Source organism: Alcaligenes sp. 1735tsa3 (genome assembly GCF_024134565.1).
Taxonomy (GTDB): Bacteria; Pseudomonadota; Gammaproteobacteria; order Burkholderiales; family Burkholderiaceae_B; genus Alcaligenes; species Alcaligenes phenolicus.
Genome location: NZ_CP099862.1, coordinates 2,288,519 through 2,314,265, shown reverse-complemented (window position 1 = coordinate 2,314,265; position 25,747 = coordinate 2,288,519). Strand labels below are relative to the sequence as shown.

The following is a 25,747-nucleotide window of genomic DNA, read 5'->3' as shown; positions in this document are numbered from 1 at the left end:
CTGTATATAACTTTGTTTTATTAGTTAATGCTGAATTTGAGCTAAACCAGTGTAGCACCGCGTGCCCAGAAGGCTGGCATAAAGGATTCGGCCACCAGGAGGGGTTGACCGTGCCGCCAGAAGACGGAGCAGCGCGACAGAATCTGCTGAGCCTGCGGAACCGGCTCGCCACAGGGATTCAGGGCGCGCTCAATCGTGCGAAAAAAGCTCATGCCGCGATTCAAACGGCAGCTTAAAAAGGCGGAACGTTGTATCTGGGCATCGTTATAAAGCATGTCGGCCAGCGGACGGCTGCGCAGCCGCCGTATGCCTTGCCAGACGCTGTGTGAGGCGGGCAGGGGGGTGAAACTGCGGGCAATCACGCAGCGGATTCCGTCCACCGCCATGGATACCTCGCGTATCCAGGCCAGCGTGCCTGGCGGCTTTTGAATCAAAGCGGCTTCTTGCGGGTTCAAGCGGCAAGCGTATTCGCTGACCACTTCCAGATCGACCTTGCCCAAGCGGCGCAGACCGCCAGTCAGGGCGCCGGGACGGTGTAGCCAGTACTTTTGAGCGGGGGTGGCAGAGGGGTGAACGTGCTCATGCCAGGGTTTTTTTGTGCTGGAGGGAAATTTCATGTCCTGTATTATCGCCAAAGCCATAAAATAGCGCTCATGGAAAAAGAACGTATCTCAAAATTAATGGCCCAGCGCGGCATGTGTTCACGCCGTGAGGCGGATGCTTTCATCGAGCGCGGCTGGGTTCGTGTGGACGGTCAAATCGTCTCTGAACTGGGGAGCAAAGCCTACCCCAATCAGAAAATCACACTGGAAAAACAAGCGCGTCAGCGTCAGACCCAACGTGCCACTATCTTGCTGCACAAGCCCGTGGGCTATGTGTCGGGGCAAGCCGAAGCTGGTTATCGCAATGCGGTTTCCCTGATCGGCGCTTCCACGCAGTACAAGGGTGGTCGCGGCAGCCAGCGCTTTGATCCGGCGCATTTGCGCGGTCTGGCGCCGGCTGGTCGTCTGGATATCGACTCCACCGGATTGCTGATTCTGACTCAGGATGGTCGTATTGCGCGGCAGATTATTGGTGAAGACTCGGTCATCGACAAGGAATATCTGGTGCGTGTAACCGGCAAGCTGAGCGAGCGTGGCCTGGAACTGCTGAACTTTGGTTTGAGCCTGGATGGCAAGCCCTTGCTGCCCGCCCAGGTGTCCTGGCAGAACGATGACCAGCTGCGTTTCATCTTGCGCGAAGGCAAGAAACGCCAGATTCGCCGCATGTGTGAACTGGTCGGTCTGAAGGTTGTGGGTCTGAAGCGCGTGCGTATTGGCGATCTGGTGCTGGGCGACCTGCCTATGGGCCAGTGGCGCTACATGAAAGAATCCGAGAGCCTGGCCTAAAGGCAAAGGGGCGGCTTACAGCCCCGAGTGATGAAGTTGAAAGCTGGCCTTGTCATCCTGGGCCAGCGTTTTTGTTAACCACGGCATGCTTTGTTCCAGAGCTTTGAGCAGCGTCCAGGGAGGATTGCTGATGAACAGGCCACTGCCATGCAAACCCAAACCATTTTTGGCCGGAGCACGAACCGACAGGCTGACATGCAGCCACGGCGTATCCAGTTGCTCCAGCTTGCGTTGCAAGGCCTGTACTTCGGGCCGCTGCACAATGGGATACCACACGACAATACAGGCTTGAGCAAAACGCTTGAGCGCGTTTTTGACACTGTTCAAGACCTGCTGGTAGTCGGACTTGGCCTCGTAAGAGGGGTCCATTACCACGATGGCACGTCGCGAGGGCGGCGGTAGCAGGCGTCCCAACTGTTCAAACCCATTTTCCGGATACAGGCGCACCCGACGGTTTCCCTGGGGGAATAGTTGCGCCACGTTGTCGCTCAAGACTTCGAATTCAGATGGGTGCAGTTCAAAGCCGTGAAAGCTGTCCTGTATGCGCAAGCGCTCCAGCGCCAGCCAGGGCGAACCGGGATAGTAGCGCGCGGTACCGTCCGGGTTCAGGTCGGCAATGGCATCAATATAGTGTTCCACCAGCTCCGGGTAGTCGTCCTGCTGCAAGACCCGGTCCAGGCCGTCGTAGAACTCGCCCTTGGTTTGCGCCCAGTCGTGCTCCAGATCATAGATACCGGCACCACAGTGGGTATCGATGATGCTGAAAGCGCTGTCTTTTTGAGCGTAGTAATTAAAGATATGCAGCAAGGTGGCGTGCTTGAGCACGTCTGCATGATTGCCAGCATGAAAGGCGTGACGGTAACTGAACAAGAGAAATCCTGGTGTTGCGGTTTAATTAAAGAGTGTCGGGGCGAATGGTGGTGACTTTATCAGTGAAAATGCCATTGCACCCCCAATCCAGCAGTTCGCGCACCCGCTCGGCATCGTTCACGGTCCAGACAGCCACGGTGTAGCCTTTTTGTCGAATTGCCTGAACCAAAGCCTGAGTGACAAAGCGGTCATTCAAATTCAGACCCATGCAGCCCAGACGCTCCAGACGATCGGGCCAGTCGGCCGGAACCTCTTCTTCAATCAGCAGGGCACGGGGCAGGGTGGGGGCGGCTTGTTGGGCTGCTTCCAGAGCCTCTTCAGAAAAGGACGACAGCAGCGGCGGCAAGCTGGCCTGCGCCCACAAGGCTTGGGCGGCCAGGGCGACCAGTCGGCCCGTTTCGGCTTCGTCCCCGGTAGTCGGCTTGATTTCAATATTGCTGTGAACCTGATTGGCCAGGGTGAAGGCGGCTATCGAACTTAATGTGGGCATGGGCTCCCCGGCGTAGGCCGAGGAATGCCAGGCACCGAAGTCCAGGGCAGAGAGCTCGGCCAAGGTTAGCCTGGAAGCAATACCCTGACCATTGGAAGTACGGTCCAGCTCGTCATCGTGCAGCAGCACGGGAACCGCATCACGGCTCAGTTTGACGTCGTACTCCATCATGCGAAAACCGTTCTGGGCACCGACCCGAATGGCGGCCAGGGTGTTCTCCGGGGCAATCTTGCCGGCGCCACGGTGGGCGATCAAAGCGGGGTAGGGCCAGTGATGATTCATTGAAGACATGGCGGACTCGCAAGAGGCGTGATAAAAAGCCAATGTACTATTTTAACCGGGGCTGTACACTGTACGGTTTTCATATACGGTATATTTTCAGGCCGAGCCGGCTTACCGGCCTGATGCGCCACCCGCAGCGCCCTGCTGCAAGCGAAAGTAGGTGATGATTAATGTTCGAGATTATCCGTAAGAACCAACGTGTCATGCAGCTGGTCCTGTTAGTGCTGATTCTGCCGTCTTTTGTACTGATCGGTGTCAGCGGCTACTCCAGCTACGTTTCGGGCGATAGCGATATTGTCAAAGTTGGCGATAGCGCCATTACGTCCCAGGAATTTGATCGTGCGCGCCGCATGCAGCTGGACGATATGCAGCGCAACAATCCTTCCGGTTTTGATCTGGCCCAGGCTGACAGCCTGGAAAGCCGTCGTGCATTGCTGGAATCCTTGATTGATCAGCGTGTACAAATTGAAGTGGCTACTGCCGCTCGCTTTAACGTCTCCGACATTGCGCTGCGCGACTATATTGCCACTATGCCGGAATTTCAGGAAAACGGTTCTTTCTCACCCGCCCTTTACAGCCAGGTTCTGGCTTCGGCTGGCATCAATACCCGTGATTTCGAGCAAAGCCAGCGCGGCCAGATGGCCCTGCAACGCGTGCTCGGTCCCGTGGCTGCCAGCTCCTCCATGCTGCCCAGCGTGATGAACAAGCTGGAAATCGCCCTGACCGAAGAGCGTGGTGTACGCACACGCAGCTTCCTGACCCGTGATTTCGAATCCAAGGTTCAGATCAGCGATGCTGATCTGCAAGCCTGGTATGACGCCAACAAGCAATCGCTGGAACTGCCCCAGCAAGTCAAAGTGGAATACCTGCTGCTGAATGAAGCAGCGGCCTCCAAAGATCTGGCGACACCTACCGACGATCAGCTCAAGCAATACTACGAGCAAAACAAGGCTCGTTACGTGCAAGCTGGCCGTGTGAACATCAGTCACATTCTGGTGACATTGCCTGCCGGTGCCTCCGATACCGAACGTGAAGCGGCCCAGACCAAGGCTCGCGAACTGGCTGAAAAAGCCCAGGCCAATAAAGAAGGCTTTGCCGACCTGGCCCGTGCCAACTCCCAGGACGAGGGTAGCGCCCGTGAAGGTGGCGAACTGGGCTGGATCAGCAAAGGCTCCTGGCCGTCCGTGCTGGAAAGCGCTGTATTTGCCTTGAAAAAAGGTGATGTGTCGGGCGTGATTGAAGGCCCCAACGGTTTCCACATTTTCAAGAGTAACGAAGTTCAGCCCGAACAAGGCGAGTCCTTTGAGCAAGCTCGCAGCAAGGTGCAGGACGAAGTGCGCAAGCAACTGGCTTCCGAGCGCTTTGCCGATATGGCCAGCAAGCTGACTAATCTGGTTTACGACAACGAAGACAATCTGGAAGCCGCCGCCAATGCCTTGGGCCTGACTCTGAAGCAGGCTGAAGGCATCAGCCGCCAAGGTTTGATTCCTGCTTCGCAAGTTGAAGGTGATCTGGCTGCCGCCAAGAGCCCTGATGCAGCCGTGCTGGATGACAGCCGTGTTCGCCAAGCCTTGTTCAATGCCGAAACTCTGGCTTCGCGCAAGAATGCAGGCGTTGTAGAAGTGTCGCCTGACACCTTGATTGCCCTGCGCGTAACCGACGTTACCGAGGCTCATGTGCCTGCACTGGATAAAGTACGCACTATCGCTGAGGAAAACCTGCGCCGTGAAAAAGCGGCTGCCTTGGCGGTTCAGGCCGGTGAGGACTACCTGAAGCAGTTGCAAGCGGGTACCGAACCTGAGAACTTCTCGGCCCAGTTTGCCGTGAGCCGTGCGGAATTCCCCGAGATGGACGAAGCCTTGCTGAACAAGGTTCTGGCCAACCCCGTGGACAAGCTGCCTGCCTATGTGGGTGATCGCCAGCCCCAGGGCTACACCGTGGTGCAGATTCTGAGCCATGAGCCCGGCAAGTCCGGCAACCCTGGGCTGGACATGCTGACAGCACAGTTGACCCAAGCCATGGCCCGCACGGAGACTCAAGCCGTTCTGCACGCCATGCGTGTGGAAGAGAAGGTTCAGATTCTGCCAGAAGCAGAAAAAGAGTTGACCTCCACAGGTGAAAATGAATAAAGCGGCTTGAATCAGAGCCTATAACCCTGGAGCCAGCAGGCTCCAGGGGTGTTTTTCAAAGAGCATTCTGATGAATCACACTGATATTTCCCTGGTACGGCGGCGCCTTTTAGGCGCCGCAACTGTTTGGGGCCTGACGGCACCGTACTTGGCCTATGCTGCGCCTAGGCAGGGCACCTTTATCGAGCGCACCTTGCATCGCCCTGTGCCAGGCGGGGTGGCAGTGCTGGACCTGGGAGCGGGTGGCTCAGCGCCGGTGGTGCACTTCAATGGCAACCGTGTGCTGGTGATTCAGGATGCTGATCAGCGTTGGAAAGCGATAGTCGGACTGGACTTGAAAACCCAAGCAGGCCAGCACAGCATATCCGTGCAAGGACAGTCGGGCGTGGCGTTTCAGGTTGGCAGCAAGCGTTACCGCGAGCAGCGCATCACCCTGAAAAACAAGTCGCATGTGAATCCGGACCCGCAACAGCAAGCCCGTTTTGAGCGCGAATACGAGGAGCAGATGCAGGCATATGCCAGCTTCCGCACAGAAGGCCCCAGCAATGTGGTCTTTGAAAAGCCGGTACCGGGTCGCCTGACCAGTCCGTTTGGTTTGCGCCGTTTTTTCAATGGTGAAGAGCGTAACCCGCATTCGGGTCTGGATTTCGCCGCACCTACCGGCACGGCGGTCAAAGTGCCTGCTGACGGGATTGTCACCATCGTGGCGGATTACTTCTTTAACGGTAAAACCGTATTTGTGGATCATGGTCAGGGCCTGATCACCATGTTCTGTCACTTGTCGGCTTTTGATGTGCGCGTGGGTGATCGTGTCAGCAGGGGCGATGTGGTGGCGCGTTCCGGCGCAACGGGCCGTGCGACTGGCCCTCATTTGCACTGGAATGTCAGTCTGAATAACGCACGGGTGGACCCCGCCATCTTTATTGGTGCATTCCAGGCCTAGGCAGGCCCTGCAAGGTTTTTCATGATTATCGGTTCGGCATATCGACGGGGCTTGCGAGACAGCGCCTCTATCGCCCTGGGCTATGTCCCCGTCGCGATTTCCTTTGGTTTGACCGCTGTGCACGCGGGCTTGTCACCCTGGCTGGCAGTGATGGTGTCCCTGATCGTGTACGCGGGGGCCAGTCAGTTCATTTTGATCAGTCTGCTGGTGGCAGGCGCCGCCTATCCCAGCATTTTGGGTATTGTGCTGCTCATGAACCTGCGCCATGTGTTCTATGGCCCAACCTTGATGGGCTTTTTTACCGGCCCAAGAACTGTCTCCAGTCTGTTCATGGCTCCTGGCCTGACCGATGAGGTCTTTGCCGCTTCTGCAGCCGGAGTAGCCCGCCAACCGGCCCAGGAGCAGGAGTCCTGGTACTGCGGCTTGCAACTGGGCTCTTACCTGTCCTGGGTGCTGGGCACCGCCGTGGGGGCCTTTTTCGCCAGCGATTTGCTGGGTCAATCTCCCGTGCTGGAAAAGACGCTGGGTTTTGTCTTGCCCGCCTTGTTCTTTGCCCTGTTGCTGGAAATCCGCCGATCTGCACCTTTGCCGGTGTTGGTGGCTGCCGCTGTAGGGGCTGTTCTGGCCATGGCTTTCTTGCCATCATATCTGGCGATTATTGTCGGCATGCTGGCCGGTGGTTTGATGGCCCTGCGCCGCGCTTAAGGAGTGGAGATGGATTGGAGTTTTCTGCTCATGATTGTGCTGGCGGGTCTGGGCACATTTTTGATTCGTTACTTGCCCTTGCGTCTGGGTGGACGACAAGGCAAGGTGGACCCCAGCCGCGTTTCGATCTGGCCACGCCTGTTTGGGGCCATTGGCCCGGCAGGTGTGGTGTCCTTGCTGGTTGTGTCCCTGATCTCCTTGCTGCGCCCTGAACATATGTCCCTGGACTTGCCGCCTTTGCTGGCAGGTCTGGCAGGGGTGCTGCTGGGCCGGCGCTGGCCAGGTGGCATTGCGGGTTCAACACTGACTGGCGTGCTGGCCTACGGCCTGTGCGTGGCTTACGTTGGCGTTTAGCTAGGCCTTATTTTGCCCTTGAAGCAGGTTGCAGGCTGAAGGCAGGTCGGAAGTGGATTGCTGAGCTTGCCGCTGCCTGCCTGGGCCTTTTCAAGGGCGGTTTGATTCCTGTTTAAAACTTGCTGAAGTTTGGCAGGCTTTGGATGACTGTCTGCCAATGCTCGAACTCTTTCTTGCCTTTGGCGTCCAGCTCCTCGGGGGTGCTGCTGGCACTTTGCATGCCCGCCAAACGCAACTTTTCTTTTACCGCGGCATTGTTCAAGGTCGTGGCAATGGACGCTTGTGCTGCTTGTACAAGCTCAGGCTGGGTGCCTGCAGGCGCATAGAAGGCCAGCCAGCCATTGATCTCCAATTGCGGATAACCCAGCTCGGCAATGGAAGGGGTGTCCGGCAACAAGGGGTCCCGCTTGCTGTCAAATAGCGCCAGTACCTTGATCTTGCCTGCTTCAGATTGCTGGATCAGCTCTCCAATATTCAGTACCGCTGCCGGGACTTGTGCGCCAACCAGAGCCACGATGGCTTCGCTGGCTCCTTTGTAGCCTACATGTTCCAGTGCTACGCCCAGAGTCTGTCCCAAGTACAGTCCGGCCAGATGCTGACCGCTGCCGGTAGAGGAACTGGCAAAAAAGGTTTGATTCGGGTCGGCTTTGATGCTTTGCACATAGTCCGCAAAGTTCTTGATGCCCGAACTGCTGGGCACAGCCAGCCCCAGGTTCCAGTTCACCGCATTGCTGACAGGAGCCAGATCCTTGAAGGGCTCGTAGCGTAGCTCGGTGAAGGTATGCGGATAGAGGGTGAGCGCCACTCCGGGAGTCAAAATAAAGGTTGAGCCATCAGGTGCCGAGGTGGTGGCCAAATTGATTGCCAGTCGCCCGGAGGCTCCCGGTCGATTGTCCACGATCACCGGCCGTCCCAATGCTTTGGACAGATCAGGGGCAATCAGTCTTGCGACCAGATCCACATTTCCCCCAGCTGGAAAGCCAACCAGAATCCTGGCGCTTGCCGCCGAGTCAGCCTGAGCCGTCCCCACGCCCCCAGCGCAGAGAAAGGAAGTAATGATTGCTGCGCCCACATTTATTTTGATTTTTTTCATAATGTCTCCCGATGTCGCGCTCTGCCTTGAAATCAGAGTGCGGCGGTTATTTCAACTTCGACTTGGTATTGTGGAAAGGCGAGTTTGGATTCAACGCAGGAACGGGCTGGTTTTTTCTCCGCGGGAATCCAGGCATTCCAGATCTCGTTCAATAAGGGCCATTTCTTGTAGTCGTCGATCCAGATCATGGCACGCAGAATGTGACTGCGGTCTATGCCGATTTCCTGAAATTGCTCGTCAATCTGACTCAGAATCTGCTGCAGCTGTTCTTCAAACGAGCCGGATGGGTCCATGGCGACTTGCCCCGACATATACACAATTTTGTCGTGAATGACGTACTTGCTCATGTTCTTGTTTTGGTGAAAGCGTTCAATGCTCATGTTGATCTCCTGATGATTAAAAGAAAGGATTAGGCAATCGTGGTGTTCAGGGTGCCCAGACCGCTGATGTGAGCGTGCAGTTGGTCGCCGGGGGCCAGGAACTCGCCTCGTGCTGCACCGACACCCGCTGGGGTTCCTGTCAGGACGATGTCGCCAGGTTCCAGCGTCATGATTTCTGTCAGGCGCACCAGTTGCTCGCGCAGGTCAAAAATCATGCCGGAGGTGTTGGCCTCCTGTTTGATCTGGCCGTTCAGTTCCAGCTTCAGATCCAGATCTTGCGGGTCGCTGACAAAGCAGGCGGGTATCAGGGCAGGGCCGATGGGGCAACTGGCGTCATTGGCTTTGGCGGCGACCCAGTCAAATTTGTAGAACTGCTCGGGGGCGCGGGCAAAGTCCCGGGCCGAGAGGTCAATGGCAATGGTGTAGCCCGCCACGTGCTCCATCGCATTTTCCAGTGTCAGGTCCTTGGCGGTTTTGCCGATCACCATGGCCAGTTCAATTTCCCAATCGTATTTTTGGCAGTTCTTGGGGATGGCGGCGCACTGGCCGTCGCCAATGGCAGCCTGGCGTGCGGGCTTGAAAAAGAAGAACAGGCGCTGGTCTTTTTTCTCTGCGGGCACACCCATTTCTTGCAGATGGTCGTAGTAGTTGGCACCGGCACATAGAATCTTGCCGGGATACAGCACGGGCGGCAGGGTGGCGTTTGCTTCGCTCAGAATCAGGTCCGTATGAGCTGTCGCTTGCTCAGCCAAGTTCTTTAGTTTGGGCAGATTCGTCTCCCACTGTGTCAGCAGATCAAGCACGCTGTCAGGCAAGGCAGGGGAGTTCACACGCTGGCACAAGGCGGTAATGGAGTAGTCCTTTCCGTCTATCGATAAACAGGCCACAGGGGCTTGGTCGATCAGCAGGGTTTTAAGGGAAAACATAGATAAATCCGGGTAACTGTTGAACATGAAGTTCATGGTATGCTCGGCCATCCATTCCCAGTTAATGAAAAATTCACGTCTTGTTATAACTATGATGAATACCAGAAACGAATTTTTCTTTGTGTTTTTCCCTGTCTGATGAAGCGGCTTGAACCGCGTCAGCTCTTGGTTTTGGCCGCCTTAGGGCGGAATTCCAGTATCCATAGTGCTGCGCGCGATTTGTCCTTGACCCAATCTGCAGTCAGTAAGGCCTTGGCCGAGATCGAGGCGCAGATGGCTGCGACTTTGTTTACACGCAGTCGGCAAGGCATCGAGCCAACAGCACTAGGCAAATTGGTTTTACGACGTGTGGGGCATTTGCTGGATGTACTTGATCGGGGTGCTGGGCATCACGAGAAACAAGCCCCTGTTCTCAAGATTGGCTATATATCGGATTTACACGGCATGGCGCTTGGCAATGCCTTTGTGCGCTGGCGTCAGTCCCAATCCTTGAAGCTGCGTTTGCTGGATCTGGAGTTTGAACAGGTGTTGCCGCTTTTGCTTCAGGCGGACCTCGATGCTGTTTTGCTGGACGAGCCTATGAATGATGAATGGACTGGACAGTTACGGATCAGCAGTCGCGTGGTGCCTGTTTTAAGAACGCATCATCCCTTGTTGAAGGCGGGTAAGTCTTTGAGTCCCAAGGATGTACAGGCTTTGGATTGGATTTTGCCAACGTTAGCGGTTTCTTGGCACCGGGCGTTCCAGGACTGGACGGCCAAGGTCGGCATGGAAGCGCCTGCGCGCATTTGGAAGATCCCCGCCGGGCACGGTCTGAGTACAGTAGTGGCCCAATCAGATGCCGTGGCCTGCTTGCCAGCGGCTCAGGCGTCTTTTATGCAGCAGGCTGGAGTGGTGAGGCCGATTGAACTAGCGGGTGACTCAGGCATTGATGCCCCTGCATTCTTGCTCCCGGGCCCTCATGTTCGGGGTGACCCGGCGCTGCACCAAACCTTGGTTCAATTTGCTCAGTTTCTGGGGAGCAGAGAAGCTGCTTACGGAGAGTAAAGATATGGTGGATACAGGTATTTCCCCCCAACTTCCTCCCTTGTCGCGTCGTATTCGTTTGCGACATCTGGAGTTGCTGGCAGCATTGGGTGAGCATGGCAGCCTGAAGCATGCGGCAGAAATGATGGGCATGAGCCAGCCGGCGGCCAGCAAACTTTTGCTGGAGGCCGAGTCCTTGGTCGGTGCCACTTTGTATGAACGCAGTAATCGTGGGGTACTACCCACTGCAGCCGGTGCGGCCTTGGTGCTGCGTGCTCAGCGCTTTCTGGGGCTAGTTGATGGTTTGGGCGAAGAGGTTCAGGTCGCCCAGCAAGGTGCAAAGGGACGGGTTCGTGTGGGGGTGTCGCCAGCCTGCGGGGCGGTGATTCCGGGAGCTTTGGCCGCCATGCGGGCGGCTGCTCAGGATGTGGTTTTGCGTATCGAGGAGGGTAGCAGCGCCAGTTTATTGGAGCGTTTGCGGGACGGGCGCCTGGATTGTGTCTTGGGTCGGGTGCTGGATAGCCAGGACCTGGAAGACTTTGACACTCTGCATTTGTATAACGAATCTATTGTGATGGTGGCCGAGCCGCAGCACCCTATTTTTTCCAAATCAACGGTGGATTGGGAAGATGTCCTGAGCTATGAATGGGTCCTGCCCCCTCAAGGTGCTCCTTTGCGTCGTACTTTGGCTTTCTGGTTGGCCCGTCAGGGCTTTCAGGAGCCTCGCTGTCTGCTGGAGTCGACCTTGACCTTGGCGAACCTGGCGGTGCTACGCGAGAACCAGGCATTGGTTTTGCTGGGTTCTATTTCAGCCCGACAATTCAGCGAACAGGGCGTCGTGCGAGTAGTCCCTTTGCCTTTCGACGGAATTGCATTGCCGTCCGTCTCTCTATTCTTGCCGCAGGACGACTATGCGCATGAGCCAGTGGATATTTTTATTCGGGCCTTGGAACAACATGTGCGCGAGACCCTGGCCTAGTAGCGGGCTTTGATCGTATTTGAACCATAAAAAACGCCTGCTATTGAGCAGGCGTTTTTTGTACGGCTGAAAGCTGGTTTGCAAGCGGGTTTAGCCCTTCACACGCACAATCTTCTGAACTTGCGGTACGTGACGGATGGCGCGAATCACGCGTGCCAGGTGGGTACGGCTATCAACCTGAACGGTCAGGTGCAACACGGAGGTCGCAGCCGATTCGTCCGGCATGGAAATATGCAGGATGTTGGAGTCAGCATCGGTAATTTCAGCAGCCAGACGGCCAAGAACACCACGCTCGTTGATCGCAGTGACATCCAGACGGGTGGACAGGTGGCGGGCGGTATTGCTGTCCCACATGACAGGAACCCAACGCTCAGGCTCTTTGGCCTGGGCGCGTTGTGCCACCGCACACTCAGCCATATGAACAACCAAACCGTGACCCAGACGGATGCCGCCAATAATGGCGTCACCAGGCAGGGGGCCACAGCACGGTGCCAGCTGTACAGCCTGACCTTCGTTACCGTGAATCAGAATCGGTGCAGAAGTGTTGGCGTTAATTTCGTCAAACTCGGCCGCAGTGGTTTCCAGCAAGGGGTTTTCTGGAGCAAAGCGGCGCGCCACGACGGCGGCCAAACGTTTGCCCAAGCCAATATCGGCCAGAATTTCTTCACGGGATGCGGCGCCCGAACCCTTGGCCAGTTTGTCCCAGTTGGGATCGTCGTCGGTGGCATGTGGCAGGCTTAGCTGGTCAAAGGCTTGATCCAGCAGACGGCGGCCAAAAGCCACGGATTCTTCGTATTTAACCGTGCGCAGGTAATGGCGGATTTCCGAACGGGCGCGGCCCGAACGGACGTAGTTCAGCCACTGAGCGCTTGGGCGAGCGGCGGGGGAGGTAATGATCTCTACCGAGTCACCGCTTTTCAGCTCGGTGCGCAGTGGGGCAAACTCGCCATTGATTTTGGAAGCAACAGCGTGATTGCCGATATCGGTATGGATGCTGTAGGCAAAGTCCACCGGAGTCGCACCACGAGGCAGGGAAATAATCTTGCCTTTGGGCGTATGGACGTAAACGGCATCGGGGAACAGGTCAACTTTGACGTGTTCCAGGAATTCTGTGGAGTCGCCTGTCTGACTTTGGATATCCAGCAAGGATTGCAGCCAGCGGTGTGTGCGCTTTTGCAGATCGTTCAGGGTGACGTCGTCTTCTTTGTACAGCCAATGAGAGGCCACGCCTTCTTCTGCCACGTGGTCCATTTCGCGGGTGCGGAACTGGAACTCGACAGGGGTGCCGTAGGGGCCAATCAAGGTAGTGTGCAGGGACTGGTAGCCATTCACTTTGGGGATGGCAATGTAGTCCTTGAATTTGCCCGGTACGGGGCGATACAGTTGGTGCAGCGTACCCAAGGACAAATAGCACTCGGGCAGGGTATGCACGATGACGCGAAAGCCGTAAATATCCAGCACGTCCGAAAAGGACTTCTTCTGCTCGACCATCTTGCAGAAAATACTGTAGAGCGACTTCTCACGGCCGGAAATTTCGGCATCAATTCCGGCAGCAGGCAGGGCGATCTTGACGGCTTCGGTGATCTTGCCCAGCACTTCACGGCGATTGCCACGCGCTGCCAGCAAGGCCTTGTGCAGCACCTTGTAGCGATTGGGGTAGATCGCCTTGAAGCAGCGATCCTGCAGCTCGCGGAACAGGGCGTTCAGGCCCAGGCGATGCGCGATCGGAGCGTAAATATCCAGCGTTTCCTGGGCGACGCGGCGGCGTTTTTCCGGCTTGACCGCATCCAGGGTGCGCATATTGTGCAAGCGGTCGGCCAGCTTGATCAGAATCACGCGCACGTCACGCGACATGGCCAGCAGCATCTTGCGGAAGCTGTCGGCCTGTTGCTGTGTCTTGGTAGCAAACTCCAGGCGTTCCAGCTTGGACAGGCCGTCCACAATCTCGGCCACATCGGTCCCGAACTTTTCAGCCAGTTCCTGCTTGGTGACGTCCTGATCTTCGATCACGTCATGCAGCAGGGCCGACATCAAGGCATCGGTATCCAGCTTCCAGCCCGCACAGATTTCCGTGACGGCAATGGGGTGCGAGATATAGGGTTCGCCACTGGCGCGAAACTGCCCCAGATGGGCCTGATCGGAGAAACGATAGGCCTCCCGTACCCGTTCCACATCTTTCGGGTCCAGGTACTGCGAGATGATCTTGTGTAGCGGAGCCAGTGAGGCAATAGGAGGACTGGCACTTTCCTGGGCAGCTTGTGCCAGTGCCGGGGTGTTCTTGTCTTTAGGCTTGCGACGACCTAGCCGTGAACCTTTTTTAAGGACGGCCAACAGCCCAGACGATGCGCCCCGTAAACCAGAAAATGCCATACCGTGCTCCGCCTGTGCCTATCAGGTAGGAACTTTGCGCAGCATTTCCAGACCGGTCGCGCCGGAGGCGATTTCTCGCAGGGCGGTAACCGTAGGCTTGTTCTTGCTTTCCAGGCGTGGTTCGTGGCCTTGAGCCAGTTCGCGCGCACGGTAGGCGGCTGCCAAGGTGAGCTTAAAGCGATTGGGGACTTGCTCCAGGCAGTCCTCGATAGTGATGCGAGCCATAGTAGACCTGTTATCAAAAAGTAATAAGAAGGAGATCAGCCCTGATTCAGCAGGGCATCTGCGCCTAATTGTTGAAAGAGTTGGCGATGCCGTACTGACTGAGTGGCAGTGCGCAAACGACTGGCCTGCACAATACTCAATAGCTGCTGTAATGCCGTATCAAAATCCTCATTGATAATAGCATATTGACAGTCATGAACATGGGCGATTTCGTGCTCGGCAGCCTCGAGGCGGCGGGCGATGATCTCTTCGCTATCTTGTCCACGTTTGCGCAAACGGGCCTGCAAGGTGGGCAAGGAGGGCGGCAGAATGAAAATGCCGACGGCTTCGGGGAAATGTTCACGCGCCAGGCGGGCGCCTTGCCAGTCAATTTCCAGCAACACATCGCGGCCTGCATTCAGGGCTTTCTGAATGGGTTCGCGGGGCGTGCCGTAGTAGTTGTCATGCACCTTGGCCCATTCCAGCATGGCGTTTTCTGCGACCATGTTTTCAAAACGCGCTTTGTCCACAAAGAAGTAGTGCTGGCCGTCGCTCTCGCCGGGACGGGGGGCACGTGTAGTGGCCGAGATGGACAGCATGATGTTGGAATCGTTGGCCAGAAGGGCGTTGACCAGACTGGATTTACCCGCCCCGCTGGGGGCGACAACCATAAAGACGGTGCCAGGATAGCTCGTGGACATGGAGAGCAGACTCTAGAAGTAGATTTTTATAAAAGAATTAATTGCTGCTTGGGTCGGTTTGCCCAAACTCATTCAAAACGGCCAGGATGCTGGCTTGGTCCGCGCACAGAAAGACCACCGTGTCATTGGGGTTCATGGAGAACAAAACGTCTTCCACTTCCTGCGGGGCATCTTCGGGCTGGGCAATGGCCATCACGTGCACATCGCCGCCGGCTTCGAATTGCTCGGGCGGGACAATATGGGCGACCGCATCCAGATCTGGCTCGCTGATGGCCAGATAGGCCCAGACCTTGTGCTCCTCTTCCAAGGTGATCTCAAGCACATAGGCCGAGTCAGTCTGCTCGATGATTTGGCTTTGAATTTGCATAATGAAAAGAGTGTGTCAGCTAAAAGACAAGGTAGCGGTAACGGGAGCGTGATCCGAGGGCTGCTCATTGGCGCGCGGCTCGCGGTCAATATCGCAGGCCGTGCAACGGGCCTTGAGCGCGTCGGACAGCAGGGCGTGGTCAATACGCAGCCCGGCATCGCGGCGGAAGGCAAAACGACGATAGTCCCACCAGGTAAAGGGGCTGCCGCTTTGCTCAAACAGACGGTAGGCATCGTGCAGGCCCAGTGCCAGCAAACGCTCGAACGCGGCGCGCTCGGGCGGGGATACCAGAACATCGACTCCCCATTTGACCGGGTCGTAAACGTCCTGGTCGGCTGGGGCAATATTATAGTCGCCCAGAATGGCTAGACGGGGATACTGCTGCAATTCTTTTTCCAGCCAGTCGTGCAAGGCGGCAAACCATTCCAGCTTGTAGGTGTACTTTTCGCTTTCCAGCGATTGCCCGTTGGGGCAGTAGGCACAGATCACACGCACCGGGCCGTCAGGCGAGGGGTACGTGGCGGCCAGCAAACGCTGCTGGGGGTCTTCGTAGTTGGGTAGATTGCGTTGCACATCCGTGCCAGGCTCACGCGAAATCAGGGCCACGCCGTTGTAGGTTTTCTGACCCGCCCAGTGAGCGTGATAACCCATTTCCTGAAAAGCCTCCAAGGGAAAACGCTCGTCGGGCAGTTTGAGCTCTTGCAGACACAGCACGTCTACGGGGTTGGCCTTGAGCCAGTCCAGAACTTGGGGAAGACGGACGTTCAGGGAGTTCACGTTCCAGGTGGTGAGTTTCATGGTGTCAGACAATCTCGGTAAATCAGAGAAAGCCGCTTGTACAGGGCTTTGTCGATAAAGGTAGTGCAGAGGCGGCCATCAGCGTGTTGGAAACGGGCAGGATGGCGCTTAGCGTGCGCGAATGCCGCCATCATATCAGCGCTAGCCAGGGACTGGTTTTAAAGCCAGCGCCACCGACAGGATGAAAATGGCCGATGAGCCTGGGCTTTGTTCTAGGTCGTAGTGAAAAACAGACATTTTCAGACAATAAATTTGTCCTCAAACTATCTGCATGTAACAGCCATAAAGTCAGGCGGCAAGACCCAAAGCACGCTTGGGGCAGATTGATGTTTTTAGGGCACGAAAAAGAGGGTTTTTTGCGCAGATCACGCGCCTGCTTGTGTTAAATTGCAGGCCAAGTTGGAACGGTGGGCCAAAACCGATGGAAGGGCTTGGCCGCAGCGCGTAGTACAAGGATTTGATATGCAGGAAAAGGGAATAAAAAAATCGCCATAATGGCGACTTTTTCTGTGTGATCAAAACCGGAAAGAAGGCCAGTTTTGTCTGTCTTGAATGCAAGCAAGATGGAGGCGTGTGCTGGAATCGAACCAACCTGAACGGATTTGCAGTCCGTCACATAGCCAATCTGTCACCACGCCTTTTGTTTTGTCCTGGGACATGTAGAATTATGCCCAAGGACGTAGGGAAAAGCAAGTGTCACATGACGGGACGTGAAACACGGTACGATCTGCTGCGCAAAAGCGACTGACGTCCCTCCCTTTTTTTGCCGCCCCTGCGGCACTCCCTTGTATTAAGGACATGGCATGCAATATCAATTCCCCATTGTGATCATCGATGAGGATTTTCGTTCTGAAAATGCGTCTGGTCTGAGCATTCGTGTATTAGCAGATGCGATCGAGGCCGAAGGCTTCGAGGTGTTGGGAACCACCAGTTATGGCGATCTGAGTCAATTTGCCCAGCAGCAAAGTCGTGCCAGCGCGTTTATTTTGTCCATCGATGATGAGGAGTTCACGCAAGATGGAGACAGCGCCCCGGCGCTGGTGAATCTGCGTGCCTTTATTCGGGCTGTGCGTCGTCGCAATACCGATGTGCCTATTTATGTGTATGGCGAGACTAAAACGGCTCGTCATATGCCAAACGATATCTTGCGCGAGCTGCAAGGCGTCATTCACATGTTCGAGGATACGCCCGAGTTCGTGGCGCGTCATATCGTGCGTGAAGCGCGCAGTTATGTGGAAGGCGTCAAGCCTCCATTTCTGAAAGCCTTGCTCGATTACGCCGAGGATGGCTCGTATTCATGGCATTGCCCCGGTCATTCCGGCGGCGTAGCCTTTCTGAAAAGCCCGGTCGGGCAGATTTTTCACCAGTTTTTTGGCGAGAACATGCTGCGTGCCGACGTCTGCAATGCCGTTGAAGAACTGGGCCAACTGCTGGATCACAACGGGGCCATTGGTGCCAGCGAACGCAATGCCGCGCGTATTTTCAACGCTGATCACTGCTTTTTCGTGACCAACGGCACCAGCACCAGCAACAAGATTGTCTGGCACCATGCCGTGGCTCCGGGCGATGTGGTGGTCGTGGACCGTAACTGCCACAAATCCATCCTGCACAGCATTGTGATGACGGGGGCTATCCCCGTGTTTCTGCGTCCTACGCGTAACCACTTCGGGATTATTGGCCCGATTGCGCGCAGCGAATTTGATATCGAGACCATTCGCGAGAAGATCCGCAAGCACCCCTTGCTCTCGCATCTGGATGCCGATACGGTCAAACCCCGTGTGCTGACGCTGACCCAGTCCACCTACGACGGCATTATTTACGACACCCAGGTGATCAAGAATGCCGTGGATGGTTACGTGGAAGTGCTGCATTTTGATGAAGCCTGGATTCCGCACGCGGCTTTCCATCCCTTCTATGGTCAGTTTCACGCCATGGGCAAGAACCGTCCGCGTCCGCAAGAAACCATGGTGTTCTCCACCCAGTCCACGCACAAGCTGCTAGCCGGTTTGAGCCAGGCCAGCCACGTGCTGGCACAGGACTCGGTCACTCGTAGCCTGGATCGTCATTTGTTCAATGAAGCCTATCTGATGCACACCAGCACCAGCCCGCAGTACGCGATTATTGCGTCTTGCGACGTGGCCGCTGCCATGATGGAGCCACCCGGTGGTCGTGTGCTGGTTGAGGAAAGCATTATTGAAGCTCTGGATTTCCGCCGTGCCATGCGCAAGGTCGAATCGCAGTTTGACGAAGACGATTGGTGGTTCAAGGTCTGGGGCCCGCCAACACTGGCAGAAGACGGTGTGGGCAAGCCTGAGGACTGGATCATTACGGACGATGCGGAGCATAGCGAGTGGCACGGTTTCGGCCCGCTGGCTGATGGCTTCAATATGCTGGATCCGATCAAGGCCACGATTGTTACCCCCGGCCTGGATCTGACAGGCACATTTGGTGAAACCGGCATTCCGGCTTCTATCGTGACCAAGTTTCTGGCGCAACGTGGCGTGATTGTGGAGAAGATTGGCCTGTACAGCTTCTTCATCATGTTCACCATCGGCATTACCAAAGGCCGCTGGAACTCCCTGGTCACAGCGCTGCAGCAGTTCAAGGACGATTACGACCGCAACTTGCCTGTCTGGCGTGTTCTGCCGCAGTTTGCGCGCCAGTATCCTTGTTACGAGGAAATGGGCTTGCGCGATTTGTGCCAGCATGTGCACCAGTTGTACGCCAAGCACGACATTGCCCGTTTGATGACCGATATGTACCTGTCGGATGTGGTGCCTGTCATGCGTCCGGCTGATGCTTTTGCCTGCATTGCGCAGCGTCGTACGGAACGGGTCGAGATTGATCAGCTGGAAGGTCGCGTGACTACCAATTTGATCACACCTTATCCCCCCGGTATCCCGCTCCTGATTCCTGGTGAAGCCTTTAACAAGACGATTGTGGATTTCCTGAAGTTCTCGCGTGAACTGCATCGCCAGTGTCCGGGCTTTGGTACGGATATCCACGGTTTTGTGGAAGAGGTGGATGCCTCCGGTCAGAAGCGTTACTACGTGGACTGCGTGGCACAGTAAAGCAGTTTGCTATCCAGGGCCGGGGCAGGGCATCGGCCTTTGGGTAGAGCAGTGAAGCAAGCGGGCCTGATGAGGGATGTTCAGGGTTCTGGAGGAATTCCAGACTTGAAGTGTCTGTCATCAGGCCCGTTTTTTATGGGCTGACTATCTGCCACGAATCCTTGCGACAGGTTCGTGTTGCAGAGGCTTGTTACAGACTTTGCGCTGTGCGCAAAGCACATTCCAGCAGCTGTGAAGTCAGTGCTTGGGGATCACGGTCTGCCCGCAAGATCGCCACAACCCGGCGTTGCAGGGCAGGTTGCTCAATCGGGTATTTATGCAGATTGTGCTCGTGCAGCAGATTGTCAGGAATGCGGCTCGGCAAGATACAGTCCCCCAATCCTGACGCTACCAGTCGCAACATGGCATCTATGGTTTCGACCTCCGCCACAAATTCGGGGTGCAGGCCGCTGCTGTGAATCATGCGGCGCAGGGCGTAACGGGGCGGAAAACCGATCAGGCGTAAGGCCTGGTGGCTTAAATCTGCACTCGGAAGAGGCTCCAGCTTGGCAGAGATGCGGCACATTTGGTCGTCAAACAGGGTGTGCGAGATCAAGCCGCCACAGTCCACCGCCGAGTCATATACAAAACCCACATCGGCTTTGCCGCTTTCCACCAAAGCCACTACCTCGGGCGAGCTGCGTCCCAATAAGGACAGATTCACGCCAGGGTGGGCACTCATGAATGCGGCAGCGACATCGGACATGAAGTAGTAGCTCAGAGTATGGACGGTGGCCAGCCGCACAGTACCTGAATTGACGCCGTGCTCCTGACGCACGGCATGGATGGCGCTGTCAATACGGCTATAGGCCGGTTCGATTGCTTGGCGCAGCAGCTCGCCCGCATCATTCAGGCTGACTCCGCGCCCGGTACGGGTAAACAGGGTTTGGCCCAGGCTTTGTTCCAGCGAGCTTAATTGTTTGCTCAGGCTGGATTGGCTTTGTCCCAAATCATCAGCCGCTTTGCTGACCGAGCCTAATTGTGCAATGCGTAAAAAACAGCGCAAGGAGCGATCTAGATGATCGGTGGGGCGGGAATCGTGCATGCCATTGTCTCTTTATTGTTGTACTCAAATGGGTGAAAAATGAGTTTTCAAGGGTGCCTGGGGTCTAGGCGAGCCGTAAGATATTCAGGGCAGTTATTTTGGCTTGAATTGTCTATGAAAAAGTCTTGTTTTGAATTGCCTTTATTTTGTTCTAACGTCGCCTAATTTGCATCCATAATGCGCCCATATTATGACCAAAATTGATTTGTGGTCTAATCATTGATATAATAAAGAAATCGGGGTGCTAAGGGCAGCGCCCCCTGTCGATATTGAGCAGGAGTTATTCGTGAGCAAATCGAAACCAGTACGTCGTAAACAGGCCTTTGAGGTTGAGCCCCTGAATTGGGTGGCTCCCAAGAAAGCAGTCGTAGAAACCGATCAGGAAGCCAAAGTGGACGCGTCCAGCGACCAGGCTCAGGACAGCTAAGTTCTGACTGAAGGGTTAAAAAGCGCAAGCCTTGCAGCTTGCGCTTTTTTTATGCCTGCCTGTCTTGTATCAGGACCAGCGGCGATGGGCTTGGGTGGCCGGCAGATGCCCTTGCTCCAGCAGTTGCAGGCTGGCCTCTTCAAAGCGGTTCCAGGTGGCCAGAGCCAGTTGTGACCCTGTGCTGACACGGCGTACACCGATGGCGGCCAAATCGGGCACGTTCAGTCCCGGATGAATTAGCAGCACATTGACGGGCGTAGGTGCCAGTGCCTGGACAACCTGGGCAATATCGTCCAGATCGCGTAATCCGGGGGCGTAGACCACATCGGCGCCTGCCTGGGCAAAGGCTTTTAGCCGGGTTATGGTTTGTCCCAGATCCAGCGCGTCAATCAGCAGGCCTTCGCTGCGTCCTATTAACAGAACGTCCTCGCCACTGTTGAGAATCGCTTGCTTGGCAGCCCGTATGCGGGCCACAGCCAACTCAAGGTCATACAGTTCGTCGCCATGGCGATCTTCAATGGATAAGCCTGCAATGCCGGTTTCAATGGCCAGGCGGACGTTTTCGGCGACCTGTTCCGGCTCATCGGCAAAGCCATTTTCAAAGTCGGCGTTCAGTGGCAGATTCGTGCTGGCCGCCAGTTCTCGCAAATGCGCCAACAGGGCATCCCGGCCCACCTCAAAGTCTTCCAATCCCTTTGACCAGGCAAACGCAGCGCTGCTGCTGGCAATCGCCTTTGCGCCCAGTCGTTCCAGACGCTTGGCTCCGCCTATGTCCCAGGGGTTGGGCAAAATCAGTAAGCCACTTTCATGCAAGGCTCGAAAACGGCGTCGTTTTTCCTGTGTGCGGACGTTCATGCGGGACTCCTGAGAATAAAAAACGCAAACCGGAGTTTGCGTTTTGATGCCTGGCCGCGTTTTATTTTTTCTTGGCTTTCTTGCGGATCACCAGAACGGGGATTTCCGAGTAGGTCAGAACGTGCTGGGTTTCGCTGCCCAAGAGCAGGCGCTTGTAGCCCTTGCGGCCATGCGAGGACATGACGATCAGGTCAGCTTTCTGCTTTTCAGCGGTAGAAATAATGGCATCGGCCACCAGTTCGGACTTCACCACCAGGCCCTTGACCGAGACACCAATGTCTTTACCGGCCTGCTTGACGGCGGCCAGCTCGGATTGGGCGTGCTCTACCCAGGAGGCCTCGATACGGCTATCGAGCTTCTGGTCGATAATGGGGCCGCCCTCCAGGTAGCTTTGGCGATAGCGCGGAATGACGCGCAGGGCCAGCAATTTGGCGCCGCTGGTCTTGGCCAGATTCAGGGCATGGGTGACAGCGTGGGCGGACAGTTCTGAGCCGTCGGTACATACCAGGATACGCTCGTACATGAGGGGGAATCCTATAAAAAGGGTTATCAAGAACGTGTCTTGTGGGTAAGGTATCAAACCATACTGCGAATTACGGTCTTTGTGTCTGCTTTATGGTTTTCCATGGCAGCCGTGTATATTCGAGTGGACGTTTTTGTCAGCTTGGCTTTTTTATGCTGGTCATCATATCCCAATGGGATTGAGGGAGATTCATATGAAAGAAGTGGTTGTAGTCCAGGCATGCCGTACCGCGATTGGTGATTTTGGTGGTGGACTGAAGAATGTGTCGCCAATCGAAATGGGAGCCACGGTATTGCGCGCGGTACTGGACAGAAGTGGCGTATCGGCGGCAGACGTTCAGCATGTAGTGATGGGGCAGGTTATTCAAACCGAGCCGCGCGATATGTACTTGTCGCGTGTGGCTTCGGTGCAGGCGGGCGTGGGCCACGGAACACCGGCCATGAACGTCAACCGTTTGTGCGGTTCTGGTCTGCAAGCCATTGTGTCGGCCGCGCAGGGCATTCTGGTCGGTGATGCCAAGGTGGCTTTGGCAGGCGGAGCAGAAAGCATGAGCCGTGCGCCCTATATGTCCAGTGCTCATCGCTGGGGCGCTCGCATGGGGGACTCGGTCATGATGGATATGATGACTGGCGCACTGACGGATCCTTTTGATCGCGTTCATATGGGCATTACGGCCGAAAATGTGGCCCGCCAATACGGCGTGACCCGAGCCGATCAGGACGAGCTGGCATTGGAATCGCACCAGCGTGCCCGTCGCGCGATCGAGCAGGGCTATTTTAAAGAGCAGATCGTGCCCATTATCCAGAAAAGCCGTAAGGGCGAGATCGTGTTTGATCAGGACGAGCACGTACGTCTGGACGCCACGATGGAAAACTTTACCGGCCTGAAGCCTGTGTTCATGCCTGAAGGCGGCAGTGTTACGGCAGGTAATGCCTCGGGCCTGAATGACGGTGCAGCCGCTGTCTTGCTGATGTGCGCGGAAGAAGCTCGCCAGCGTGGGCTGAAGCCTTTGGCCAAGCTGGTGTCCTGGGGGCATGCCGGGGTGGATCCCAGCATTATGGGTATTGGGCCTGTGCCAGCCAGCCGTCTGGCACTGGAGCGCGCCGGTTTGAGCGTGTCGGATCTGGATGTGATCGAGTCCAACGAAGCTTTTGCCGCCCAAGCGTGCGCAGTCGTGCGTGAACTGGGTCTGGATCCGGCACGGGTGAACCCCAATGGTAGTGGTATCAGCCTGGGCCACCCTATTGGCGCGACCGGCGCCGCTATTACAGTCAAGGCCTTGCATGAACTGCAGCGTGTCCAAGGTCGTTACGCGCTGGTCACCATGTGTATTGGTGGTGGGCAGGGGATTGCGGCGATTTTCGAGCGTCCTTGAACCTTGCTGATTATTTCTCTTTAAGCTTCGTTTAAAGCGCAGGAAAGCCGGAAGTGCTACGAGTCACTTTCCGGCTTTTTTTCGGCATATACAAGTAAATCTTATAAAAACGCCGACTTGATTATTTGTTTTTGTAGTGGACCCTCGTATCCAGCCAATTGCATTGAATTGTTTTAAAAGTAATGCATGGCTTGGGTGACTGAGCATGAAGCCCTTGTTTTTTCTCATCGGAATAAAACGGAATAAAAGGAGATTCATATGCAAGAAGTCGTTCTGGTTCAGGCTTGTCGAACCGCTTTTGGTAATTTTGGTGGTTCGTTACGGAATGTGCCCCCCATTGAGATGGGGGCGGCGGTCATGCAGGAAGTGTTGGGCAGAAGTGGAGTATCTGCCTCGGAGGTGGAGCAGGTAGTGATGGGGCAGGTGGTGCTGACCGAGCCCCAGGATGTCTATGTGGCGCGTGCAGCCTCCATGAAAGCAGGAGTGGCTCATGAGGCGGTTGCCATGAATGTGAACCGCTTATGTGCATCCGGTTTGCAGGCCATTATTTCGGTAGCGCAAGCAATTGTATTGGGTGAGGCTCGGGTGGCCTTGGCCGGCGGTGTTGAAAGTACCAGTCGAATGCCTTATCTGGCGCCAAGCCAGCGCTGGGGGAGTCGCATGGGCAGTGTGGCCTTGGTAGATGTCTTGTCGGAGATTTTCATCAGTCCTTTGACTCGGGAGCATGTGGGGGTGACGGGGGAGAATGTCGCCAGAAAATACGGTGTGTCCCGCTGTGAGCAAGATCAGTTGGCCCTGGAGTCGCACCGTAGAGCGGCTCGTGCCATTGAAAATGGGTACTTTAAGGAGCAGATCGTCCCGCTGGCGGCCCACGATGGGAGCATCTTCGAGCAGGATGAGCATGTTCGGCATGATGGCAGTCTGGAGCAGCTTGCCGCCTTGAAGCCTATTTTCCAGAGCGACGGGGGGACGGTGACGGCCGGTAATATCTTGGGTCTGGCGGATGCGGCGGCGGTGGTGCTGATGATGGAAGAGGGGCAGGCACGCCGTCAAGGCTTGAAGCCCCTGGGCAAGCTGCGCTCATGGGCGCATGCGGGCGTGGACCCTCAATTTGCGGGAATGGGGCCGGTGCCATCGACTCGCTTGGCGCTCAAGCGGGCGGGACTGACGGTAGCCGATATTGATGTGATCGAGTCCAATGAGGCGTTTGCAGCACAGGTGTGCGCCGTTGCCAAAGAATTGGATTTTGATCCGGAGCGAGTCAATCCAAATGGCGGCAGCATTAGCATGGGGCATCCTTTGGGGGCGACAGGAGCGGCACTGGTAGTCAAGGCCTTGCATGAGTTGCAGCGCATCCAGGGGCGGTATGCTCTGGTCACCATGTGTCATGGCGGTAGCGAGGGAGTAGCCATGATTATCGAACGTCAGTGAGCCGTTCCCCATCAAGTGATCGCTGTTATGATGGCGCCTTGCTAAAAAACGCCGGAAGTGGCGCAATGCCGCCTTCCGGCGCTGTTTTCTCTGTCGTCAGGCCATATCCAGGTTCAGGATTATGTGGGGGGCCACGTTGCTCCCGTGTGAGCCGGGCCGCCTGACTGCTTTGCAAGGAAGAGTTTCATGGCTGGTGAGCAGGGGGACGATAGTCCTACGTTGTCGGAAAGCGAAGGGATCCGTTATCTGCACTTTGGAACGGAGTGGATTCAAGGTGCAATGCGTATTCGCAAGCCCGCTGAATTGGTCTTGGCCTACACACAACAAATGATGGCCTGGCTGCTATTTATGGAAGACCCCAAACCCGAGCACAAACTGGCTATTCTGGGGCTGGGGGCGGGCTCCCTGCTGCGTTTCTGCCTGAAGCAGACCAGCAGTCAGGTACAGACGGTGGAGTGGAATCCGTCGGTGATTGGCATGTGCAATGCTTTCTTCCGGCTGCCGCGCAGCCCACGGTCTCTGATTGATCAGGCTGACGCCGGTGTCTGGGTACAGGATAGCGATCAGCACAGTCAGTATCGCGCCTTGATGGTGGACTTGTACGACGCGCATGCCGAAGGCCCAGTACGTGACAGTCTGGAGTTCTATCAGGATTGCCGCGCGGTTCTGGATGATGAAGGCATCATGACGGTGAATCTTTTTGGTGCCCATCCCAGCTTCAAACATAATATTGACAACATTCGTGAAGCCTTTAATGGCAAAGTATTGCTCTTGCCTGAAATGGACGAGGGCAATCAGGTGGTTCTGGCCTTCAAAGGCAGCACGCTGGAGATGACAGCCGGAGAGCTGCTGAGTCGGGCCGAACAAGTGCAGGCCGATTATGGTTTGCCGGCTACACGTTGGGCCAGGGAACTGCTCTCGTTCCGTCGCCAGATGCAGGACCAGTAGGGGAGCGGGGCAGGGATTACCTGAAGGG

General features: G+C 56.0%; 26 protein-coding genes and 1 tRNA gene. 12 read left to right on the top strand and 15 right to left on the bottom strand.

The window, feature by feature from the left end; all coding sequences use genetic code 11:
• Positions 1-41: 41 nt before the first annotated feature.
• Entirely contained in the window at positions 42-617 is a 576-nt protein-coding gene (locus tag NIZ92_RS10705) for a chorismate lyase (RefSeq protein ID WP_060185146.1), read from the bottom strand.
• Between the two features lie 36 nt (positions 618-653).
• On the opposite strand from NIZ92_RS10705, the gene NIZ92_RS10700 reads away from it, so the two are divergent.
• Entirely contained in the window at positions 654-1,388 is a 735-nt protein-coding gene (locus tag NIZ92_RS10700) for a pseudouridine synthase (protein ID WP_009457119.1), read from the top strand.
• Positions 1,389-1,403: 15 nt separating this feature from the next.
• On the opposite strand, the gene NIZ92_RS10695 is transcribed toward NIZ92_RS10700, so the two are convergent.
• Together NIZ92_RS10695 and ugpQ are read right to left on the bottom strand one after the other, a co-directional pair.
• Complete coding sequence (locus tag NIZ92_RS10695; protein ID WP_254001902.1) at positions 1,404-2,258, bottom strand: 23S rRNA (adenine(2030)-N(6))-methyltransferase RlmJ; 855 nt, start codon at positions 2,256-2,258, stop codon at positions 1,404-1,406.
• Between the two features lie 25 nt (positions 2,259-2,283).
• On the bottom strand, positions 2,284-3,030 hold the full coding sequence (gene ugpQ / locus NIZ92_RS10690; protein ID WP_247966871.1) for a glycerophosphodiester phosphodiesterase: 747 nt from the start codon (positions 3,028-3,030) through the stop codon (positions 2,284-2,286).
• A gap of 170 nt (positions 3,031-3,200) precedes the next feature.
• Here ugpQ and NIZ92_RS10685 point away from each other — a divergent pair, with 170 nt between their 5' ends.
• The 4 genes from NIZ92_RS10685 (at position 3,201) to NIZ92_RS10670 (ending at position 7,161) form a co-directional block, all read left to right on the top strand.
• Positions 3,201-5,159: a SurA N-terminal domain-containing protein gene (locus NIZ92_RS10685; protein WP_254001901.1), complete on the top strand. Its 1,959-nt coding sequence runs from the start codon at positions 3,201-3,203 to the stop codon at positions 5,157-5,159.
• A gap of 70 nt (positions 5,160-5,229) precedes the next feature.
• Positions 5,230-6,102: a M23 family metallopeptidase gene (locus NIZ92_RS10680; RefSeq protein WP_254001900.1), complete on the top strand. Its 873-nt coding sequence runs from the start codon at positions 5,230-5,232 to the stop codon at positions 6,100-6,102.
• A 21-nt stretch (positions 6,103-6,123) separates the two neighbouring features.
• The gene (locus NIZ92_RS10675; RefSeq protein ID WP_009457111.1) at positions 6,124-6,807 is read left to right on the top strand and encodes an AzlC family ABC transporter permease; all 684 of its coding nucleotides are present in this window, start codon (positions 6,124-6,126) and stop codon (positions 6,805-6,807) included.
• A gap of 9 nt (positions 6,808-6,816) precedes the next feature.
• On the top strand, positions 6,817-7,161 hold the full coding sequence (locus NIZ92_RS10670; protein ID WP_009457110.1) for an AzlD domain-containing protein: 345 nt from the start codon (positions 6,817-6,819) through the stop codon (positions 7,159-7,161).
• 112 nt (positions 7,162-7,273) lie between these two features.
• Here NIZ92_RS10670 and NIZ92_RS10665 read toward each other — a convergent pair whose 3' ends face one another.
• Genes NIZ92_RS10665 through NIZ92_RS10655 form a run of 3 tightly spaced genes read right to left on the bottom strand, consistent with a single transcriptional unit; the run spans position 7,274 to position 9,560 of the window.
• A complete protein-coding gene (locus tag NIZ92_RS10665; RefSeq protein ID WP_060185140.1) occupies positions 7,274-8,254 on the bottom strand; it encodes a tripartite tricarboxylate transporter substrate-binding protein in 981 nt (326 codons plus the stop codon).
• 32 nt (positions 8,255-8,286) lie between these two features.
• Complete coding sequence (locus NIZ92_RS10660) at positions 8,287-8,634, bottom strand: RidA family protein (protein WP_203145792.1); 348 nt, start codon at positions 8,632-8,634, stop codon at positions 8,287-8,289.
• 29 nt (positions 8,635-8,663) lie between these two features.
• Positions 8,664-9,560, bottom strand: a complete 897-nt coding sequence (locus tag NIZ92_RS10655; RefSeq protein WP_254001899.1) for a fumarylacetoacetate hydrolase family protein — start codon at positions 9,558-9,560, stop codon at positions 8,664-8,666.
• A gap of 39 nt (positions 9,561-9,599) precedes the next feature.
• Between NIZ92_RS10655 and NIZ92_RS10650 the strand changes: the two genes are divergently transcribed.
• Positions 9,600-10,607, top strand: coding sequence for a LysR family transcriptional regulator (locus NIZ92_RS10650; RefSeq protein WP_254001898.1), 1,008 nt, complete (start codon positions 9,600-9,602; stop codon positions 10,605-10,607).
• Between the two features lie 4 nt (positions 10,608-10,611).
• Positions 10,612-11,565: a LysR substrate-binding domain-containing protein gene (locus tag NIZ92_RS10645; protein ID WP_254001897.1), complete on the top strand. Its 954-nt coding sequence runs from the start codon at positions 10,612-10,614 to the stop codon at positions 11,563-11,565.
• 90 nt (positions 11,566-11,655) lie between these two features.
• Here NIZ92_RS10645 and NIZ92_RS10640 read toward each other — a convergent pair whose 3' ends face one another.
• The 6 genes from NIZ92_RS10640 to NIZ92_RS10615 all read right to left on the bottom strand — a co-directional run bounded on the left by NIZ92_RS10640 (position 11,656) and on the right by NIZ92_RS10615 (position 16,643).
• Positions 11,656-13,935, bottom strand: a complete 2,280-nt coding sequence (locus tag NIZ92_RS10640) for a bifunctional (p)ppGpp synthetase/guanosine-3',5'-bis(diphosphate) 3'-pyrophosphohydrolase (RefSeq protein WP_009457108.1) — start codon at positions 13,933-13,935, stop codon at positions 11,656-11,658.
• A gap of 21 nt (positions 13,936-13,956) precedes the next feature.
• On the bottom strand, positions 13,957-14,160 hold the full coding sequence (rpoZ, locus tag NIZ92_RS10635; protein ID WP_003799665.1) for a DNA-directed RNA polymerase subunit omega: 204 nt from the start codon (positions 14,158-14,160) through the stop codon (positions 13,957-13,959).
• Positions 14,161-14,195: 35 nt separating this feature from the next.
• Positions 14,196-14,840 carry a guanylate kinase gene (gene gmk / locus NIZ92_RS10630; protein WP_021446541.1) on the bottom strand — a complete coding sequence of 215 codons (645 nt, stop codon included), beginning with the start codon at positions 14,838-14,840 and terminating at the stop codon, positions 14,196-14,198.
• 37 nt (positions 14,841-14,877) lie between these two features.
• Positions 14,878-15,207, bottom strand: coding sequence for a hypothetical protein (locus NIZ92_RS10625; protein ID WP_009457104.1), 330 nt, complete (start codon positions 15,205-15,207; stop codon positions 14,878-14,880).
• Positions 15,208-15,222: 15 nt separating this feature from the next.
• Complete coding sequence (xth, locus tag NIZ92_RS10620; RefSeq protein WP_203145797.1) at positions 15,223-16,005, bottom strand: exodeoxyribonuclease III; 783 nt, start codon at positions 16,003-16,005, stop codon at positions 15,223-15,225.
• Positions 16,006-16,569: 564 nt separating this feature from the next.
• Positions 16,570-16,643 (bottom strand) — tRNA-Cys (locus tag NIZ92_RS10615).
• Positions 16,644-16,808: 165 nt separating this feature from the next.
• Between NIZ92_RS10615 and NIZ92_RS10610 the strand changes: the two genes are divergently transcribed.
• Entirely contained in the window at positions 16,809-19,076 is a 2,268-nt protein-coding gene (locus NIZ92_RS10610; protein WP_021446542.1) for an arginine/lysine/ornithine decarboxylase, read from the top strand.
• Between the two features lie 190 nt (positions 19,077-19,266).
• Here NIZ92_RS10610 and NIZ92_RS10605 read toward each other — a convergent pair whose 3' ends face one another.
• The gene (locus NIZ92_RS10605) at positions 19,267-20,160 is read right to left on the bottom strand and encodes a LysR family transcriptional regulator (protein ID WP_254001896.1); all 894 of its coding nucleotides are present in this window, start codon (positions 20,158-20,160) and stop codon (positions 19,267-19,269) included.
• Positions 20,161-20,446: 286 nt separating this feature from the next.
• On the opposite strand from NIZ92_RS10605, the gene NIZ92_RS10600 reads away from it, so the two are divergent.
• Positions 20,447-20,587 carry a hypothetical protein gene (locus NIZ92_RS10600; protein WP_021446543.1) on the top strand — a complete coding sequence of 47 codons (141 nt, stop codon included), beginning with the start codon at positions 20,447-20,449 and terminating at the stop codon, positions 20,585-20,587.
• A gap of 69 nt (positions 20,588-20,656) precedes the next feature.
• Here NIZ92_RS10600 and NIZ92_RS10595 read toward each other — a convergent pair whose 3' ends face one another.
• A complete protein-coding gene (locus NIZ92_RS10595) occupies positions 20,657-21,442 on the bottom strand; it encodes an isocitrate lyase/phosphoenolpyruvate mutase family protein (RefSeq protein ID WP_254001895.1) in 786 nt (261 codons plus the stop codon).
• A gap of 61 nt (positions 21,443-21,503) precedes the next feature.
• Positions 21,504-21,965, bottom strand: a complete 462-nt coding sequence (locus NIZ92_RS10590; protein ID WP_009457090.1) for a universal stress protein — start codon at positions 21,963-21,965, stop codon at positions 21,504-21,506.
• A gap of 193 nt (positions 21,966-22,158) precedes the next feature.
• Here NIZ92_RS10590 and NIZ92_RS10585 point away from each other — a divergent pair, with 193 nt between their 5' ends.
• From NIZ92_RS10585 to NIZ92_RS10575, 3 genes are all read left to right on the top strand, one after another.
• Positions 22,159-23,340, top strand: coding sequence for an acetyl-CoA C-acyltransferase family protein (locus tag NIZ92_RS10585; protein ID WP_060185136.1), 1,182 nt, complete (start codon positions 22,159-22,161; stop codon positions 23,338-23,340).
• 258 nt (positions 23,341-23,598) lie between these two features.
• Positions 23,599-24,771 carry a beta-ketothiolase BktB gene (gene bktB, locus NIZ92_RS10580; protein WP_254001894.1) on the top strand — a complete coding sequence of 391 codons (1,173 nt, stop codon included), beginning with the start codon at positions 23,599-23,601 and terminating at the stop codon, positions 24,769-24,771.
• Between the two features lie 186 nt (positions 24,772-24,957).
• The gene (locus NIZ92_RS10575; protein ID WP_035271766.1) at positions 24,958-25,719 is read left to right on the top strand and encodes a spermidine synthase; all 762 of its coding nucleotides are present in this window, start codon (positions 24,958-24,960) and stop codon (positions 25,717-25,719) included.
• Positions 25,720-25,747: the final 28 nt, after the last annotated feature.

Excerpts from the sequence above, each read along its gene's own strand:
- NIZ92_RS10705 (WP_060185146.1), bottom strand. The coding sequence starts at position 617 with ATGAAATTTCCCTCCAGCACAAAAAAACCCTGGCATGAGCACGTTCAC.
- NIZ92_RS10700 (WP_009457119.1), top strand. The coding sequence starts at position 654 with ATGGAAAAAGAACGTATCTCAAAATTAATGGCCCAGCGCGGCATGTGT.
- ugpQ (WP_247966871.1), bottom strand. The coding sequence starts at position 3,030 with ATGAATCATCACTGGCCCTACCCCGCTTTGATCGCCCACCGTGGCGCC.
- NIZ92_RS10685 (WP_254001901.1), top strand. The coding sequence starts at position 3,201 with ATGTTCGAGATTATCCGTAAGAACCAACGTGTCATGCAGCTGGTCCTG.
- NIZ92_RS10680 (WP_254001900.1), top strand. The coding sequence starts at position 5,230 with ATGAATCACACTGATATTTCCCTGGTACGGCGGCGCCTTTTAGGCGCC.
- NIZ92_RS10675 (WP_009457111.1), top strand. The coding sequence starts at position 6,124 with ATGATTATCGGTTCGGCATATCGACGGGGCTTGCGAGACAGCGCCTCT.
- NIZ92_RS10670 (WP_009457110.1), top strand. The coding sequence starts at position 6,817 with ATGGATTGGAGTTTTCTGCTCATGATTGTGCTGGCGGGTCTGGGCACA.
- NIZ92_RS10665 (WP_060185140.1), bottom strand. The coding sequence starts at position 8,254 with ATGAAAAAAATCAAAATAAATGTGGGCGCAGCAATCATTACTTCCTTT.
- NIZ92_RS10660 (WP_203145792.1), bottom strand. The coding sequence starts at position 8,634 with ATGAGCATTGAACGCTTTCACCAAAACAAGAACATGAGCAAGTACGTC.
- NIZ92_RS10655 (WP_254001899.1), bottom strand. The coding sequence starts at position 9,560 with ATGTTTTCCCTTAAAACCCTGCTGATCGACCAAGCCCCTGTGGCCTGT.
- NIZ92_RS10650 (WP_254001898.1), top strand. The coding sequence starts at position 9,600 with ATGCTCGGCCATCCATTCCCAGTTAATGAAAAATTCACGTCTTGTTAT.
- NIZ92_RS10645 (WP_254001897.1), top strand. The coding sequence starts at position 10,612 with ATGGTGGATACAGGTATTTCCCCCCAACTTCCTCCCTTGTCGCGTCGT.
- NIZ92_RS10640 (WP_009457108.1), bottom strand. The coding sequence starts at position 13,935 with ATGGCATTTTCTGGTTTACGGGGCGCATCGTCTGGGCTGTTGGCCGTC.
- rpoZ (WP_003799665.1), bottom strand. The coding sequence starts at position 14,160 with ATGGCTCGCATCACTATCGAGGACTGCCTGGAGCAAGTCCCCAATCGC.
- gmk (WP_021446541.1), bottom strand. The coding sequence starts at position 14,840 with ATGTCCACGAGCTATCCTGGCACCGTCTTTATGGTTGTCGCCCCCAGC.
- NIZ92_RS10625 (WP_009457104.1), bottom strand. The coding sequence starts at position 15,207 with ATGCAAATTCAAAGCCAAATCATCGAGCAGACTGACTCGGCCTATGTG.
- xth (WP_203145797.1), bottom strand. The coding sequence starts at position 16,005 with ATGAAACTCACCACCTGGAACGTGAACTCCCTGAACGTCCGTCTTCCC.
- NIZ92_RS10610 (WP_021446542.1), top strand. The coding sequence starts at position 16,809 with ATGCAATATCAATTCCCCATTGTGATCATCGATGAGGATTTTCGTTCT.
- NIZ92_RS10605 (WP_254001896.1), bottom strand. The coding sequence starts at position 20,160 with ATGCACGATTCCCGCCCCACCGATCATCTAGATCGCTCCTTGCGCTGT.
- NIZ92_RS10595 (WP_254001895.1), bottom strand. The coding sequence starts at position 21,442 with ATGAACGTCCGCACACAGGAAAAACGACGCCGTTTTCGAGCCTTGCAT.
- NIZ92_RS10590 (WP_009457090.1), bottom strand. The coding sequence starts at position 21,965 with ATGTACGAGCGTATCCTGGTATGTACCGACGGCTCAGAACTGTCCGCC.
- NIZ92_RS10585 (WP_060185136.1), top strand. The coding sequence starts at position 22,159 with ATGAAAGAAGTGGTTGTAGTCCAGGCATGCCGTACCGCGATTGGTGAT.
- bktB (WP_254001894.1), top strand. The coding sequence starts at position 23,599 with ATGCAAGAAGTCGTTCTGGTTCAGGCTTGTCGAACCGCTTTTGGTAAT.
- NIZ92_RS10575 (WP_035271766.1), top strand. The coding sequence starts at position 24,958 with ATGGCTGGTGAGCAGGGGGACGATAGTCCTACGTTGTCGGAAAGCGAA.